Origin of the sequence: Enterococcus durans NBRC 100479 = LMG 10746 (assembly GCF_001544215.1) — a bacterium.
In the GTDB taxonomy this organism is placed as follows: Bacteria; Bacillota; Bacilli; order Lactobacillales; family Enterococcaceae; genus Enterococcus_B; species Enterococcus_B durans.
The window spans coordinates 1-16,807 of sequence record NZ_BCQB01000052.1; the positions used below are offsets into that span (position 1 = coordinate 1).

Here is a 16,807-nt window from a genome sequence, read left to right on the forward strand (position 1 = left end):
TCTCCAATTTCTCAAGCCTAAATGACTTTTATCTCAATCTCTTCGTTTATCATTTATTGATTTAATAAGATTGGTAGTGTATTGGCTAATTCTTCCTTACGGACTTCAACCATTTCACCTGTTTTCTTGATTTTCACTTCTACGATCCCATCAACTGCTTTTTTACCGATCGTGATTCTGATTGGACAACCGATCAAATCGGAATCTGCGAATTTCACACCTGCACGTTCGTTGCGGTCATCGACCAATACTTGGTAGCCGGCTTTTGTCATCGCTTGCTCCACTTCGTTTGTCAAGTTTGTTTGATTTTCGTCTTTCAGATTCATTTGAACGACATGCAGATCGAATGGTGCAATCCCTTTTGGCCAATTGATGCCATTTTCATCAGAATTTTGTTCAACGATTGCAGAAAGTAAACGACTGACGCCGATTCCATAGCAACCCATGATCACAAATTTTTCACGACCATTCTCATCTAAAACAGTTGCTCCCATTGACTCACTGTAGCGCGTGCCTAACTTGAAGATGTGTCCGATCTCGATTCCGCGAGTAAAGGCCAACACACCATTATTGTCTGGAGATGGATCACCTTCTTGCACAAAACGCAGATCTTCATACGAAAGGACTGTAAAATCTCTTTCTGGATTGACATTGATATAATGATAACCTGTTTCATTAGCACCAGTAATGGCATTTGCAAGGTCTTGGACATGTCGGTCAGCATAGACCTTCACATCTTCTGATATGCCCACTGGACCAACAGAACCAAAATCAGCACCTAAAAATTTCGTTGCATCTTCTTCTGTTGCTTCTTCTAGGAAGTCAACGCCTAAGAAGTTCTTCAATTTGACATCATTCACTTCATGATCTCCGCGAACTAGCACAAGTACAGGTTCTTCATCCGCCATGAACAAAACAGATTTGATGATTTTTTTTGGTTCTGTCTCAAAGAAAGCTGCTACTTCTTCAATTGTTTTAACATCAGGTGTAGCTTTCTTTTCCAGTTCAAGTTGCGTTTCATGGGATTTTTTAGAAACATAATAACTCGTCGCCATTTCTAAGTTTGCTGCATAATCACTTTCAGTTGAATAACAGATCGTATCTTCACCGATTTCTGATATTGCCATGAACTCTTTTGAATCTTTCCCGCCCATTGCACCACCGTCACCGATGATTGCTCGGAATTCAAGTCCACAGCGTTTAAAGATTTCAGTATAAGCTTTTTCGTAGTCTTTGTACGCTTCATCTAGACTTTCTTCAGAAGCATGGAATGAGTAAGCATCTTTCATGATGAATTCCCGACCACGTAATAAACCGAAACGAGGACGTTTTTCATCTCGGTATTTTGTTTGGATCTGATAAAGATTCAATGGTAATTTTTTATATGAATTGATTTCATTACGAATCAAATCAGTAAATGTTTCTTCATGTGTTGGGCCTAAGATCATTTTACGATCATTACGATCATTCAGACGATACAAGTTTGGGCCATATGTTTCATAACGACCGGATTCTTCCCACAATTCTGCTGGTAAAATCGCCGGCATCAACATTTCAACTGCGCCGATCTTTTCAAATTCTTCTCGCATGATCACTTTTAGTTTTTCTAACACACGATTTGCTAGTGGTAAATAAGAGTAGATTCCTGCAGATACTTGACGAATGTATCCAGCTCTCAATAAAATTTGATGACTTAATACTTCTGCATCATTTGGAACCTCTCTTAACGTAGGAATCAACATTTTTGATTGTCTCATTCTATATACTCCTCTATTCCTCAATAATAATCTATCGTTTGTAATTATACCCTATTTGTCAACTTTTTTAGAAAAAGAATCGTTGAATATCATTCCAAGTGACCAATACCATCAATAGCATCAATAACCCAAATCCTGCCAAAGTGATAAAGCCTTCTTTTTCTTGACTGAGAGGTTTTCCTCTCACACCTTCAAAGAAGTTCAAGACGATTTTCCCACCATCTAATGCAGGAATCGGCAGTAAATTAACGATTCCTAGATTCATAGAAAGCAGTGCCATCAAGCTAATGACAGTCATCACACCTTGATTAGCAGCTTCAGAAGAAAGCTGGAACATCATAACGGGTCCACCTAATTTATCTAAGCTAAAGCCTGTGAACAATGAGCCTAACGCTTTGAATATCTCCATTGAACTACTGAATGCTCGACGGGCTCCACCAAATATTTTATCCAAAAAGCCAGTCTTCATTGGTGCTTGAATCCCTAGTTGGCCGACTTCTTTCCCATTGGCTTCAACTGCTTTCGGTGTTACGTCAAGCTGCTGTGTTTTGCCGTCACGTCTTACTTCAACATCTAATTTTTTCCCAGGATTTTCGGTGATCTCTGACGTCAAATCGTTCCACGAATGAACAGACTTGCCATCAATCGATACTATTTCATCATTTTCTTTCAACCCAGCAGCTGCGGCTGCGCCATTCGGCAAGACTTTTCCAATTTGATTGGTATCCGTTACTTGCACGCCACCTTGCATGAACGCAAGGATAATGAACAACAGGATCGCTAAAATAAAATTATTCATCGGTCCAGCGAAATTAGTCAGCATCCGTTGCCATAATTTTGCTGACTGGAATTGAACATCTCTAGGCGCAATTCGGATCTCTGTACCGTCCGCTTCAATGATGGAAGCATCGTGTTCGACGTGATAGGTGACTTCCTGTGTTTCATCTCCATTCACATAACCTGTAATCGTTAAGTCGTCTTCAAGATCGTATGCGATCAATTCTAATGGAATCCCATTGGGCAGTTGCACTTTTTTGCTTACATTGATTTTCTCCACGATACCATCAGAATTTAACAAAAGAGATAACGGCATTCCAGGGGCCATTTCTGTTTCATCGTCTCCGTTTCCTGCCATTCTCACATAACCGCCGATCGGCAATAAACGCAATGTATAGGTAGTTCCGTCCTTTGCTTGGTGTCCATAGATTTTCGGACCCATTCCAATAGCAAACTCACGAACGAGAATTCCTGATCGTTTCGCAAAGAAGAAATGTCCAAACTCATGTACAATGACCAAAATACCGAAGACAATAATAAATGTGATAATTGTTTTCATTTTGCATTCTCCTTTACACGCTTTTCCTTTAACATTGAAACTCTTGATAAATAAAACACTTTAATTTTACCATATTATCAGCTGTTCACCAATAGCATCAGTGAGTTATAGAGAAAAAATCGGCCTTTGCTTTTAGTTTATTAAAATAACCACTTCGCTCTTATCAACTAGTCACATCATCTACAGTAACTAGGTTTCTAAAAACGATTTGTATCTAAAACTAAAGCAAAGACCCATATCCTCTTATTAAATTAATCCAAATAAATGCATGATCGGAAAGACGAACAACAGACTATCGAATCGGTCTAAGATTCCCCCATGCCCCGGTAAAATATTGCCAGAATCTTTTACATCATAGTGTCGTTTGATCGATGATTCGACTAGATCACCAAACTGGCCAACAATCGATAACAGGATCGTTAACAACAACATGACAAATAGTCCATGGCCAAACAATTCAGTCGACGGATAGAGTAAAAAGTAAAGAATAGCAACTACTAAAGCACTCCCAATACCGCCTAATGCGCCTTCAATGGTTTTGTTTGGTGAGACATCTGGACTTAATTTATGCTTTCCATACTTTCGTCCGACCATATAGGCACCGATGTCAGTTGCCCAAACAATAAACAGACCAAACAGCAAAACAGGTAGTCCTTCTGTCCGCGCATTGACAAAATTCTGGAAGCCCATCCCAACATATAAACTCACGATTACTGGAAAGCCAGCTTCATCTATCGTATACGTATTTTTGGAAATGACTGCGGTGCCTAATAAGATCATCACAATCAGATAAAACAACATAAATGTATCTGTACCTTCTGATAAAAAGAAAAACCAACGTTCTTTAGGTAATACTAAAACAACTGCGCCAATCGCTGCTAATATTCCTTCAAAACTTAATAATGTCAATCCTTTCATCCTAAACAACTCATATACTCCGATAACAGCTAATAGAGCTGCTACTAATTCAACAGCCAGGCCACCTAGCCAAAGAATCGGGATAAATAACGCCAATGCTACGACAGCAGTGATCACTCGTTGTCTCATGACTGATCTCCTTCTTTCTCCTTGTTTTTCACGCCGCCAAAACGACGATCTCTATTTTGAAATGAAGCAATCGCCTCTTCTAGATGTGCTCCATCAAAATCAGGCCATAATGCTTTGGTAAAGTACAATTCACTATAGGCAAGTTGCCAAAGTAAAAAATTGCTGATTCTTTCTTCTCCGCTTGTCCGAATGACAAGTTCAGGATCTCGAAGTTCAGTTGGTAAAAAACCCGTCATGAGATGTTCAGCAATCAGTGTATCATCGATCTCTTCAATTGATTTTTCTTCATTTCTGACTTCAGTAGCAATTGCTTTGACTGCCGTCACGATTTCTGCTCTACTTCCGTAGTTCAAAGCAAAGTTGAGTACCATTCCTGTATTGTCTTTTGTTTGTTCGATCGCACGTTTCACTGCATCCTGTGTATGTTCAGGTAATAGATCTTCATACCCTATCACATGGACCTTCACATTTTCCTTGATCAGCTCCGGTACGAATGTGTCAAAGAAGTCAACGGGAAGCTGCATCAAAAAGCTTACTTCATCCTTGGGCCTTTTCCAGTTTTCTGTGGAGAACGCATAAAGAGTCAATACTTTGACACCTAATCTGGAAGCTTGTTTTGTTACTTTTTTTACTGTTTCCATGCCTTCTTTATGTCCAGCCACACGAGGCAATCGTCGGTTTTGTGCCCATCGCCCATTGCCATCCATAATGATTGCTATGTGTTGCGGAATTGGGCCATCACTATTGAAACGAAGCTCACTTTTTTCTTGAATATATTTGTTTTTTTGCGGAAAAAAACGTAACATTCTTTTTCCTCCTATACTAAAAAATTACCACTATCTCTGCTATTATAGCAATATATATAGTCATTTCCTACGGTATAGCGGTTTTTTTTCTTTTTTTCACTAAGATTTTTCATTTTTTTAACTTTTGATTGCTATTTATAAAATAAAGAAGCCACTTCTCTTATCAAAGTTTCTCTTTTACACTTCCTATTGAGTAGTGCCACAACTTCAAAAAGAAAGCTGGTTCCTCTCGTTAACAGCTTTCACTATTGGCGAGATGAGCCAGCTTTTTCTACTCTCTGATCGATACACTGATCAAGAGATTCTTAGTTAAAAAAACATCGATTGATTTTTAAATAACGCTTAAACTTCTAATAGTTCTTTTTCTTTTTCAGCAGCGATTTTATCTACTTCTTTGATACTGTTGTCAGTCAAGGTCTGTACTTCTTTTTCTAGACCACGTAGATCATCTTCTGTGATGTCTCCATTTTTTTGTTGTTTTTTATATTCATCAATTGCGTCACGACGAATATTACGTACAGCGATTTTTGCATTTTCTGCTTCTTTTTTCACGTCTTTCGCTAATTCTTTACGACGTTCTTCTGTTAATTGTGGAATCACTAAACGGATCACATTCCCATCATTTGTGGGGCTGATACCGATATCACTTGTCATGATTGCTTTTTCTACATCTTGAAGAATACTTTTATCAAATGGTGTGATCATCAAAATGCGTGCTTCTGGAATTTGGATAGAAGCCATTTGGTTTAGTGGTGTAGGTACTCCGTAATAATTTACAGTGATACGGTCCAATAAGCTTGCATTGGCACGTCCTGCACGGATCTGTCCTAATTCACGTTGTAGATTTTGTGCTGCTTTATGCATTTTTTCTTTTGCTTCTGTCATAATTGCATCTGCCATTTTTATTTCCCCCTAACTGTAGTTCCGATATTTTCGCCTAAGATAGCGCGTCGGATATTTCCATGTTCATTCAAATTGAAGACAAGTAGTGGAATATCATTGTCCATGCTCAATGAGCTGGCAGTTGAATCCATCACTTGCAATCCTTTTGAGATAACTTCTAAATGAGTCAATTCTTCAAATTTAACTGCGTTGGCATCCACTTTTGGATCAGCTGAATAAACACCGTCAACATTGTTTTTAGCCATTAAAATAACGTCAGCTCCGATTTCAGCTGCTCGTAGTGCTGCTGTAGTATCTGTTGAAAAGTAAGGATTCCCTGTGCCACCTGCAAAAATGACGATCCGTCCCTTTTCTAAATGACGTTCTGCTTTTCTGCGGATATAAGGTTCCGCGATCTGGCGCATTTCGATTGAAGTTTGTACACGCGTTGGTACACCAACATTTTCTAACGTGTCTTGTAATGCTAAGGCATTCATCACCGTTGCCAGCATACCCATGTAATCTGCTTGAGCACGTTCCATCCCCATTTGAGCACCGATTTGTCCGCGCCAAATATTACCGCCGCCAACAACGATTGCCATTTCAACGCCTAGTTCGTGCACCTCTTTGATTTCTTGGATAATTTCTTTGATGACTGGCGGTTTAATACCAAATCCTTCATCTCCAGCTAAAGCTTCTCCACTTAATTTTAAGACTACACGCTGATATTTCGGTGTGACCATGTTCATTCCTCCAATATTTTCTATTGCTATTTTACCATATCCAGATAATTTAGCCACTAAAGTCGAGCATTTTCTTTCTATGCCTAAAAAAAAGAGCTGTGACATACGTCGCTGCTCCTTGTTAAATTTCAGCTAAGCGTTGTTTCTAAACATCAGCTTCCAAGAACGATTCTTGAAAAGCTTTTATGTTTAGAGAACAGACGCTAAATAACTCTTGTGAATTATTTTTTCACTTGACTCATTACTTCTTCTACAAAGTTGTCTTCGCGTTTTTCGATACCTTCGCCGACTTCGAAACGTACGAATGTTTTCACAGTAGCACCTTTAGATGCAACATATTTTTCAACAGTCATATCAGGATCTTTAACGAAAGGTTGGTCAACCAATGCGATTTCTGCTTTGAATTTCTTCAAGCGGCCTTCAACCATTTTTTCAACGATTTTTGCAGGTTTGCCTTCGTTAAGTGCTTGTTCAGTAAGAACAGTTTTTTCATGTTCTAATTCTTCTTCTGGGATTTCAGTTTCGTTTACGTAACGAGGGTTGATAGCTGCTACGTGCATTGCTACATCTCTGGCAACAGTTTCGTCAGTTGTACCTTCCAAAACAGTTAATACAGCGATACGTCCGCCCATGTGTAAGTAGCCACCGAATGCTGCATTGTCATCTTTTTCAACAACTTCGAAACGACGGAAGCTGATTTTTTCACCGATAACTTGCGTTGCTTCGATCAAATCAGATTCGATTGTTCCTTTTTCTGTTTTGATTTTCATAGCTGCATCCATGTCTGCAGGTTTGTTTTCTGCAACAAGTTCAGCGATTTCTTTTACTAAATCTTGGAACATTTCATTTTTAGAAACAAAGTCAGTTTCTGAGTTTACTTCAACGATTGCAGCAGTGTTACCTTTCACTGCTACTGAAGCTAAACCTTCTGCTGCGATACGGTCATTTTTCTTCGCTGCTTTAGCCATTCCTTTTTCACGTAAAAGATCAACTGCTTTTTCCATGTCGCCTTCTACTTCAACTAATGCTCTTTTCGCATCCATCATACCTACGCCTGTCATTTCGCGTAGTTCTTTTACCATTTTAGCTGTTACGTCTGCCATTTTTTGTATCCTCCTGTATTTTCTTTTTAAAAAAAGCTGTTTCAAAGGAGAGTGAGGCTTGTCGCCTAGCCTTTGAAACAGCTCCATCATTTAAGAATTATTCTGCTGAAGAGTTGTCGCCTTCAACAACGTCAACGATTTCTTCGATTGATGTTGCAGTGTTTTCTGCTACAAAATCTTCTTCAACTACTTGATCTTCACCTTGGTTTCCTTCGATGAATGCATCAGCCATTTTTGAAGTGATCAATTTAACGGCACGGATTGCATCGTCATTTGAAGGGATAACTACGTCGATTTCATCTGGATCGCAGTTTGTATCAACCATAGCTACGATAGGGATATTTAATTTATGCGCTTCTTGAACAGCGATACGTTCTTTACGAGGGTCAACGATGTACATTACATCTGGGATTCTTGGCATATCAGCGATACCGCCTAAGAATTTTTCAAGACGTTCACGTTGTTTGTTCAAACCAGCAACTTCTTTTTTAGGTAGAACTTCAAAAGTTCCGTCTTCTTCCATTGCATTGATTTGTTTCAAACGGCTGATACGTTTTTGGATTGTATCCCAGTTAGTCAATGTTCCACCTAACCAACGATGGTTAACGTAGTATTGTCCAGCACGTGTTGCTTCATCTTTGATTGCTTCTTGTGCTTGTTTTTTAGTGCCTACAAATAAAGCTACGCCGCCTTCTTCTGCAACGTTTTTCATGTAGTCGTAAGCTGCATCTACTAACTTAACTGTTTTTTGTAAGTCGATGATGTAGATTCCGTTTCTTTCTGTGAAGATATATTTCTTCATTTTTGGGTTCCAGCGACGTGTTTGGTGACCAAAGTGTACGCCAGCTTCTAGTAATTGTTTCATTGAAATTACTGCCATTTTTTGTTTCCTCCGATTTGGTTTTATTTTCCCTCTTCTTGTCTTCTACCTCGCTGACAAACTTTTGCAAGCACCTATCAACGATCCAACGAGAATGTGGATTTATTGATGCAGTTCAGCATCCTCGAGTATTATACAAGCAACTGACTTGCTACGCAATACTTAATAAGGATTTTCTGCTCAACATTCAATATTTTACCTGATATACTGTTAAATATCAAGAAAAATCTCATTCTTTATTTATAACTTTTAATCTTCCTGTTTTAAAATGATAGCGCAACCATAAAAGGAGCCTTATTTACTAGAGTTATCTCATAAAACAAATTATTATTGGGAAATTCTTTTATTTTTTGATATGATACATGTGAAATCTTTCGTAAAGGAGAAAGAATATGCGTAAAGCTGAGCGACATTTATTGATTAAACAGGTGATCGATGAATTTACGATCCGTACACAAGAAGAATTGTTAGCAAAATTGAGTGACTACGGTGTTAATGCTACTCAAGCAACGATTTCTCGCGATATCCGTGATTTAAAAATCGTCAAAGCCCCTGACGAGAATGGCATTTCACGCTTTGTGTTCTTTCAGGGAAAAGAAGGATCAGAAGCAAAAAACGAGGATGAAAAACGGCTGATCCAAATGATCGAAGATATTGTTTTAAAAGTGGAACGCGTCCACTTTTTGACAATCGTTCATACTTTACCGGACAACGCCCCTCTTTTCGCTGCTGTGTTGGATGAAATCAAACCACCTCACATCGTTAGTACAATTGCCGGTTTCGATACTACGATCATCATTTCTCAAAACGAAGAGGATGCACAATTAGTTGAAGACTTTTTACATCATCCAAAAGATGCATCTATTTTTTAGTTCGGTAAGGGCTTATTGTATTTAGGATGTCCGTTCTCCCCTTGCTTACCTCATTCAAAAGAGCCGTCCATCACAAACTAGAGGGTCGTGATGGACGGCTTTTTTTTGGCTATTTAAAACAAAAACATTTGATTCACTCATCTGTTCTTTTGATGAGTTTTGGTACTTTCTAATGGAATCGTGCCTTTTTACATTTTATCTGGCGCATGTAGACCAAGTAAGCGTAAATCTTCTTTCAAAAGCACTGATACTGCATACACAAGAGCTAAGCGAGATTCTTTTTGATCATCCTCCGCCAAGATTTTTGTATGTGCGTAATATTTATTGAACGCTTGTGCTAATTTGATTGCATGTTTTGCAATGATTGAAGGTTCATATTTTTCACCAGCTGATAGTACTGTTTCTGGATATTTTTGGATCAGCTTCACTACTTCCCAGCTGTTTTCATCATCTAATGCATATGTGTGTTCTTCTGATGGTTTAAATCCTGCTTTTTCCATCAAGCTGATGGCACGAGCATGTGTATATTGTACATATGGGCCAGTTTCACCTTCAAAACGAACGACTTCTTCAAGATTGAAGTCAAAGGTATTCAAACGATCATTTTTTAAATCATGGAAAATAACTGCCCCTACCCCAACTTGTTTAGCTATAACATCTTTATTTGCTAGATCAGGATTTTTCTCACTGATTTGTTCTTTTGCTGATTGAATTGCTTCATTAAGCACTTCTTCCAATAAAACAATCTTTCCTTTACGTGTTGATAATTTCTTACCACCTTGAGTGATCAATCCAAATGGAATATGATGCATATCATCTGACCAGTCAAATCCTAATTCTTTCAAGACAGCTTTTAATTGTTTGAAATGGTAACTTTGTTCATTCCCAACAACGTATAGAGATTGCTTGAAGTCATACGTACGTTTGCGATAAAGAGCAGCTGCCAAATCACGAGTGATGTATAGCGTTGCACCATCTGATTTTTTGATCAGTGCTGGATTCAAATCGTATTCTGAAAGGTCAACGATTTCCGCACCTTTATCTTCGTTCAATAAATGTTTTTCTTCTAAAAGTTCAACGATCTCATCCATCTTATCATTGTAGAATGCTTCTCCATTCAATGAATCAAAGCGAACTTCTAACAGGTCATAGATTTTGTTGAACTCTTTCATTGACTCATCGCGGAACCATTGCCATAGTTCGATTGCTTCTTTGTCGCCTTCTTCTAAACGTTTGAACCAAGAACGCGCTTCGTCATTCAATTCTGGTTCTGTTTCTGCTACTTCATGGAATTGGACATACAAACGTAATAATTCATTGATTGGTTCAGATTTTACTGCTTCTTCTGATCCCCATTTTTTATAGGCAACGATCAATTTACCAAACTGTGTACCCCAGTCACCTAGGTGATTGATACGGATTGGTTGATACCCTAATTTTTCCATAATAAATCCAATGGAATTTCCGATAACAGTAGAACGCAAATGTCCCATAGAAATTGGTTTTGCGATATTTGGTGAAGACATGTCGATCGGTACACTTCCATTATTGCCGATCGTGCTGTCTCCGTAGTGTTCTTTTTCTTTTACGACAGAAGCTAGAACATCTTTACTGATCACTGCTTTGTTCATAAAGAAATTCAAATATGGGCCCACAACTTCGATTTTTTCAAAATTAGTTGAATCGATTTTTTCGGCTAAATCTGCCGCGATTTGCTGTGGTGCCTTTCGATAGATTTTTGCTAATGAGAAAGCAGGAAATGCCACATCTCCATGATCCGCAGATTTTGGATTTTCCAATAGTTTCTCTACTTCTTCGAGTGTTAAATCTTCTTTAACGACATCATAAACGGCTTTTGCAACCACATCTTTATTATTCATTTGACTTCCTCCTATTGATACTTGGTTTGCTAAAAACAAAAAAAATCTCTAGTAATTATACATGTATAATTACTAGAGACGAGTTATCCCGCGGTACCACTCCAATTGTCCTATTCTTTAGGACCCACTTTATCTGTTAACGGCAGATGACCGTCTGTCTCAGACAGAGTTCTCCAAGTGCGCTTCATTGTATTTTCTTCGTTTGGCTTCCACCAGCTCCAAACTCGCTTTGATCAGATTTATACAATTACTCTCTTGTTCAGCAAACTGTAACTTATTAAACTTAACATGAATTATAACAGATAAAAAAATTAATGGCTAGGATTTCTTATAAAAAAATGTCCAGAAGGCCTAAAGGAGAATAAATTCCGACTGGACATTTTTTAGCAAGGTAAATGTTCTAAGGAGTCTCAATTGCTCTTACGCAGTTTATTTGTCTGCTACAATGATCGTTCCTTCTTCAGATGCTAGAAGATTTTCAATGTTCTCTAGTGAAGTAATGATAGCCTTCCCATCTGGTTTCGCTTCAACAAATGCAATGGCTGCTTCAACTTTAGGCAACATACTTCCTGGTGCAAATTGATTTTCATCAATATATTGTTTCATTTCTGATACTGTAACAGTTTCCAGTTTCTTTTGATCTGGTTTTTGATAATTTACATAGACATTATCGACACCTGTCAAAACAATCAATAGATCTGCATCAATGATCTCCGCTAACTTTTCAGAGGCAAAATCTTTATCGATGACTGCTTCTCTTCCTTCAAGACCAGTGGCTGTTTCTACCACTGGGATACCTCCGCCACCAACAGAAACAGTAATGACACCTTGTTCAACTAGTGCTTTGATAACTCGAGCTTCTTTGATTGAGATTGGTTTAGGGGAAGCAACCACTTTTCTCCATCCACGGCCTGCATCTTCTTTAAAGGTAGCAGCTGAGTCTGATTCCATTTGGCCTTTTGCTTCTTCTTCGGTGAAGAATGGTCCAACAGGCTTCGTTGGATTTTTGAAGGATGGGTCATTTTCATCAACGATTACTTGAGTGACTAAAGAAACAACATCCTTATCGATATTTTTTTCTTTGAGAACTTCACCCATAGCATTTTGCAACCAATAGCCGATAGAACCTTCCGTCATTGCGACACAAGTATCTAAAGGCATTGCTGGAGTTTTTTCTGAATCAGCAGCTTGTTGTTGGATCAATAAATTCCCAACTTGAGGTCCGTTCCCATGTGAGATGATCAGTTCATCTCCTTGTTCAATGAATTTCACTAAATATTTTGCTGTTTCCTTCAGTGCATCTTGTTGTGCTTTTGCGCTAGCATCAGTAGATAAAATTGCGTTGCCTCCTAATGCGACAACTACTTTACGATTGGCCATATTTCGTCTTCCTTTCTTCAGATAATTCTGAATTTTTCCGATGACAAAACAAGCCAGCAATTTGCTACAATGAGGAAAGCTGACTCGTTTTATCGATGAGATGAATGTGGTTAAACGTTAGACACGAGGGATGAACAAGTTTCCAAGTGTCGCTGCCATGATTGCTTTGATCGAATGCATACGATTTTCTGCTTGATCAAATTGGCGAGCATATTTACTGCGGAATACTTCGTCCGTTACTTCCATTTCTGTAATACCAAAACGTTCTTTCATTTGTTCACCGTAAACTGTGTTTGTATCGTGGAATGCTGGTAAGCAGTGTAAGAAAATCAAACGGTCTGTGTTATGTGTTTTTTCAACCATTTCCATGTTGATTTGATAAGGTTTCAATAATTTGATTCTTTCTTCAAATTTATCTTCTTCACCCATTGATACCCAAACATCTGAGTAAAGGACATCTGCTCCGTCCACACCTTTGTCGACGTCATCAGTGATCATTAATTTTGCACCAGATTTAGCAGCGAATCCTTCCGCCATCTTCACGATTTCTTCTTCTGGCTGTAAGTCTTTAGGTGCGACAATACGCATATTTGTTCCTAAAATAGCACCAGTTACAAGCAATGAATTAGCCATGTTGTTACGGCCGTCTCCACAGTAAGCCACTGTAATACCTTCAACAGTTCCAAAGTTTTCTTGGATAGTCAAGAAGTCAGCGATCATTTGTGTTGGGTGCCATTCATCTGTTAAACCATTCCATACAGGTACGCCTGAGAATTCAGCAAGTTCTTCAACCATTTTTTGGCTAAAGCCACGGAATTCAATACCGTCAAACATTCGACCTAATACTTTGGCAGTATCTTCAGTTGATTCTTTTTTACCTAATTGGATGTCGTTTGCTCCAAGATATTCAGGATGTGCACCTAGATCGATTGCTGCAGTAGTAAATGCTGAACGTGTACGAGTAGAAGTTTTTTCGAATAGAAGAGCAATATTTTTCCCTTCTAAGTAGTGATGAGGAATCCCGCGTTTTTTCAAATCTTTTAAGTGTTCAGAAAAATCGATCAAATACTGTAATTCTTCTTTTGTAAAATCTTTTTCTGCTAATAAACTTCTTCCTTGAAATACTGATTCTTTCATAACTAACATTCTCCTTTAGGTTGTTTTATTTAGTTTTTAAAGAGGAAACCCAGCGACAGCTGACAGTTAGACTGCCACTGGGAAACAAACTATTTCAAATCTTCACGTACTAATGGTTGGCTCATACAACGAGGACCGCCACGGCCACGTGACAATTCACTTGAATTGATTTCCAACACTTTGATACCATAGCTACGTAACAATTCGTTAGAAACATAGTTACGGTTGTAAGTCACCACAACTCCAGGAGCGATTGCTAACGTATTTGAGCCGTCATTCCATTGTTCACGAGGAGCAACGATGGCATCGCCATTTCCGGTTGGGATCAAGACTAGATCGTCTAAACCTAACGCTTCTTTCATTGTCGCATGAAGATCATCTGAGTGACTGATTTTAATGTCATCACCTGCAGGCTCGATCGTAAAGACATCGATTTTTCCTTCTTTACTTTGGATCGCTGGATGAATCGTGAATTTATCGTGATCAACCATTGTAAATACCGTATCCAAATGCATCATTGCGCGGTTATTTGGAATCTTGATAGCCAATACTTTTTCAAATCCTGAATTTTTTTCGAATAAGTGACGTGCTAATTTTTCTAGCGCTTTGGCACTGGTACGTTGAGAAATCCCGACTGCGACTACTTTATCGCTTAGGATCAATTCATCGCCGCCTTCGATATGATCTGGGTTTTCACGATCTAACCAAACTTCTACCCCTTTGTTAGCGAAGCGAGGATGATGTTTCAAAATATATTCTGTAAACATCGATTCGCGTCGGCGAGCTTCAAATGTCATTTTGTTGACAGTCATCCCATTTCCCATTGATGCGGAAGGGTCGCGAGTGAAGTAAAGGTTTGGCATTGGATCCATATAAAACGGATAATCGTCATCTGCTGATAAGTCGTATAAACTATTTGAACGGACTTCGATATCTTTCGTACGTACCCCAGCCATGATTTTATCTACCATTTCTTGTGTTTCCATTGATAGAAGGAACTCATGAAGACCGTCTCTTACAGCAGCCGATGCAATGTGTGATTCGTCTAGCATTTTGTTCAAGAATTGCTCTTTCACATTACCTGCATCGATTGCTTCTGCTGCTAATTTTTCCAGATACAAAGTTTCGACGCCTTCATTCTGCAATGTTTTTGCAAAATTATCATGTTCTTCTTGTGCGATTGGTAGATAGGGAATATCATCGAACAACAAACGGTCCATGATGTCTGGTGTTAAATTTTCCACTTCTTGTCCAGGTCGTTTCAATAAAACTGTCTTTAACTTTCCTATCTCAGAGAAAACGTGAATAGGTTTTTCCATGTTGTGTTGCCTCCTTCGTTTTGATTACATACTTAGAATACAGCCCTTTTGTAATCTCTTTCATAATTTCATCTCATCTAAAACGAGAGTTTTTTCACATTATTAAAGGATAATTAAATAATTAAACGTTTTTACATTTTTTATCAACTTTTCTCTCTTTATTTATACTGAAATCACTATCAAAAAAATATTTATTCATAAAAAAATATTTTTTGAATAAGCTAAAAAATACTTCTTTTTCAATCATGTTAGCGATTACTTTATTAGTGATTATTGTTTTTTATACAGAATAAGCAGGTGAAAAACGACATTATTCAAATCGAATGTATAATTTTACATAATAACAAAAAAATTTTTTTATAAAGAAAAAAAATAGAAATTTTTATCCAAAGTAATAACTTTACTTTTTTCGAAAAAAAAGCCACAATATTAATAGTTAAAAGTAAGGAGCGGAAATTTTATGCGGGTAAATAGAATTGATTTTCACTTTTCAAAACTACGGTATCAACCTGATTTTGAAAACTTTACTGATGATGAATTTGAGCAGATAAAAGAACATGCAATCCTTCGTTCTTATAAAAAGGGACAAATTCTCTTTGATGAAGGAGACGAACGCCAACGTCTCTATATTCTTACAGAAGGTCTAGTTCGTTTAGAACGCTATGATGAAAGCGCCACGTATTATTATTATGACTATGTTGCTGCAAACAACCTCTTTCCTATGTCTGGAATTTTTGAAGAAAGCACTTATACCTACACAGCACAAGCAATGACTGACATCGAGACATTCTCTTTTCCAGTTTCTTTTTACGAAAAAATTGCTAAAAAAAATTCAAAATATCTGATTTATATGATCCATAAATTATCTAAAGTTGTTGATATGCATGAACTTCGGATTCAAATCGGGTTGACTTCCAGCGCGTTCGATAGAGTGAAACAAAACTTATTTGTTTTAAAAGAAGAGCTAGGTGTTCCTACAGAAGATGGGCATATCCATATTCCTTACCCTATTACATTAAAAGAACTAGCTGTAAATAGTGGTACAACAAGAGAAACGGCAGGACAAGTAATCAAGCAATTAAAGGATTCAGGATTACTGGATTATGAAAAGAAACGATTTACTTTTTGCAAAGCGGCGGTCACACCGGCATTAAGAGAATAACTATAAAGAGAATATGGGACAAATCTAATGATTAGTTTTGCTACAGACCATAATTCCGAATAAACAGCGTCCAAAAGTCAGGTTTTTCGGAAATTTCAAAAAAACGAGCAATACAAAAAAACGTATTGTTCGTTTTTTTCTCCAATTTTTCAAACCTAAACGACTTTTATTTCGACCTTTTTTTATCTCAACCATTCAATGTATCGACTACTTCATTTTTTTGAAGAAATAATCGATTACTGGGTTCACCTTACTTACTGCAGTCAAACTGAAATAGATCAAAAATCCCATACTGACTTGGAAAAGGTTTGTAAGTAATGTTGGTGTCATTGGGTAGATACTATCCTTGTTCCCACCATCATGATCACAGCAGAAGAAAAAAATAAACCAATCTACCTTAGGTTTGAAGCAACCATCTGGACCAAATGATGTGCAATTAATTTTTCACTTAACTATTGTACTTTTTTTACCATAGATTCCTACTAAGCTAAAGGCCTTAATTG

14 protein-coding genes and 1 other annotated feature are annotated in these 16,807 nt (G+C 37.8%); of the genes, 2 read left to right on the top strand and 12 right to left on the bottom strand.

Annotated features, from left to right (window positions below):
* Positions 1 to 53: 53 nt before the first annotated feature.
* The 8 genes from ED2_RS11880 to rpsB form a co-directional block, all read right to left on the bottom strand.
* Positions 54 to 1,757, bottom strand: a complete 1,704-nt coding sequence (locus ED2_RS11880) for a proline--tRNA ligase (RefSeq protein ID WP_016176457.1) — start codon at positions 1,755 to 1,757, stop codon at positions 54 to 56.
* A 67-nt stretch (positions 1,758 to 1,824) separates the two neighbouring features.
* Positions 1,825 to 3,093 (bottom strand): RIP metalloprotease RseP, encoded by a 1,269-nt coding sequence (rseP, locus tag ED2_RS11885; protein WP_016176456.1) that lies wholly within the window; start codon positions 3,091 to 3,093, stop codon positions 1,825 to 1,827.
* 246 nt (positions 3,094 to 3,339) lie between these two features.
* On the bottom strand, positions 3,340 to 4,140 hold the full coding sequence (locus tag ED2_RS11890; protein ID WP_005875931.1) for a phosphatidate cytidylyltransferase: 801 nt from the start codon (positions 4,138 to 4,140) through the stop codon (positions 3,340 to 3,342).
* On the bottom strand, positions 4,137 to 4,946 hold the full coding sequence (gene uppS / locus ED2_RS11895; protein WP_016176455.1) for an undecaprenyl pyrophosphate synthase: 810 nt from the start codon (positions 4,944 to 4,946) through the stop codon (positions 4,137 to 4,139). Before uppS ends, ED2_RS11890 begins: the two co-directional genes overlap by 4 nt.
* 342 nt (positions 4,947 to 5,288) lie before the next feature.
* Positions 5,289 to 5,846, bottom strand: coding sequence for a ribosome recycling factor (frr, locus tag ED2_RS11900; protein ID WP_005875935.1), 558 nt, complete (start codon positions 5,844 to 5,846; stop codon positions 5,289 to 5,291).
* Positions 5,847 to 5,848: 2 nt separating this feature from the next.
* A complete protein-coding gene (gene pyrH / locus ED2_RS11905; RefSeq protein WP_005875937.1) occupies positions 5,849 to 6,571 on the bottom strand; it encodes a UMP kinase in 723 nt (240 codons plus the stop codon).
* A gap of 221 nt (positions 6,572 to 6,792) precedes the next feature.
* Positions 6,793 to 7,674, bottom strand: coding sequence for a translation elongation factor Ts (gene tsf, locus ED2_RS11910; protein WP_005875938.1), 882 nt, complete (start codon positions 7,672 to 7,674; stop codon positions 6,793 to 6,795).
* A 97-nt stretch (positions 7,675 to 7,771) separates the two neighbouring features.
* Positions 7,772 to 8,554: a 30S ribosomal protein S2 gene (gene rpsB, locus ED2_RS11915; RefSeq protein WP_005875940.1), complete on the bottom strand. Its 783-nt coding sequence runs from the start codon at positions 8,552 to 8,554 to the stop codon at positions 7,772 to 7,774.
* A 392-nt stretch (positions 8,555 to 8,946) separates the two neighbouring features.
* On the opposite strand from rpsB, the gene ED2_RS11920 reads away from it, so the two are divergent.
* Positions 8,947 to 9,426, top strand: coding sequence for an arginine repressor (locus ED2_RS11920; RefSeq protein ID WP_005875942.1), 480 nt, complete (start codon positions 8,947 to 8,949; stop codon positions 9,424 to 9,426).
* A 188-nt stretch (positions 9,427 to 9,614) separates the two neighbouring features.
* Here ED2_RS11920 and argS read toward each other — a convergent pair whose 3' ends face one another.
* From argS to arcA, 4 genes are all read right to left on the bottom strand, one after another.
* Positions 9,615 to 11,306: an arginine--tRNA ligase gene (argS, locus tag ED2_RS11925; RefSeq protein WP_016176453.1), complete on the bottom strand. Its 1,692-nt coding sequence runs from the start codon at positions 11,304 to 11,306 to the stop codon at positions 9,615 to 9,617.
* Positions 11,307 to 11,377: 71 nt separating this feature from the next.
* Positions 11,378 to 11,578: a binding site (T-box leader), on the bottom strand.
* Positions 11,579 to 11,735: 157 nt separating this feature from the next.
* Entirely contained in the window at positions 11,736 to 12,686 is a 951-nt protein-coding gene (gene arcC, locus ED2_RS11930; protein ID WP_016176452.1) for a carbamate kinase, read from the bottom strand.
* A gap of 117 nt (positions 12,687 to 12,803) precedes the next feature.
* Entirely contained in the window at positions 12,804 to 13,823 is a 1,020-nt protein-coding gene (gene argF, locus ED2_RS11935) for an ornithine carbamoyltransferase (RefSeq protein ID WP_005875947.1), read from the bottom strand.
* Positions 13,824 to 13,912: 89 nt separating this feature from the next.
* The gene (gene arcA, locus ED2_RS11940) at positions 13,913 to 15,142 is read right to left on the bottom strand and encodes an arginine deiminase (RefSeq protein WP_005875949.1); all 1,230 of its coding nucleotides are present in this window, start codon (positions 15,140 to 15,142) and stop codon (positions 13,913 to 13,915) included.
* A gap of 460 nt (positions 15,143 to 15,602) precedes the next feature.
* On the opposite strand from arcA, the gene ED2_RS11945 reads away from it, so the two are divergent.
* Complete coding sequence (locus tag ED2_RS11945) at positions 15,603 to 16,304, top strand: Crp/Fnr family transcriptional regulator (RefSeq protein WP_060789837.1); 702 nt, start codon at positions 15,603 to 15,605, stop codon at positions 16,302 to 16,304.
* Positions 16,305 to 16,807: the final 503 nt, after the last annotated feature.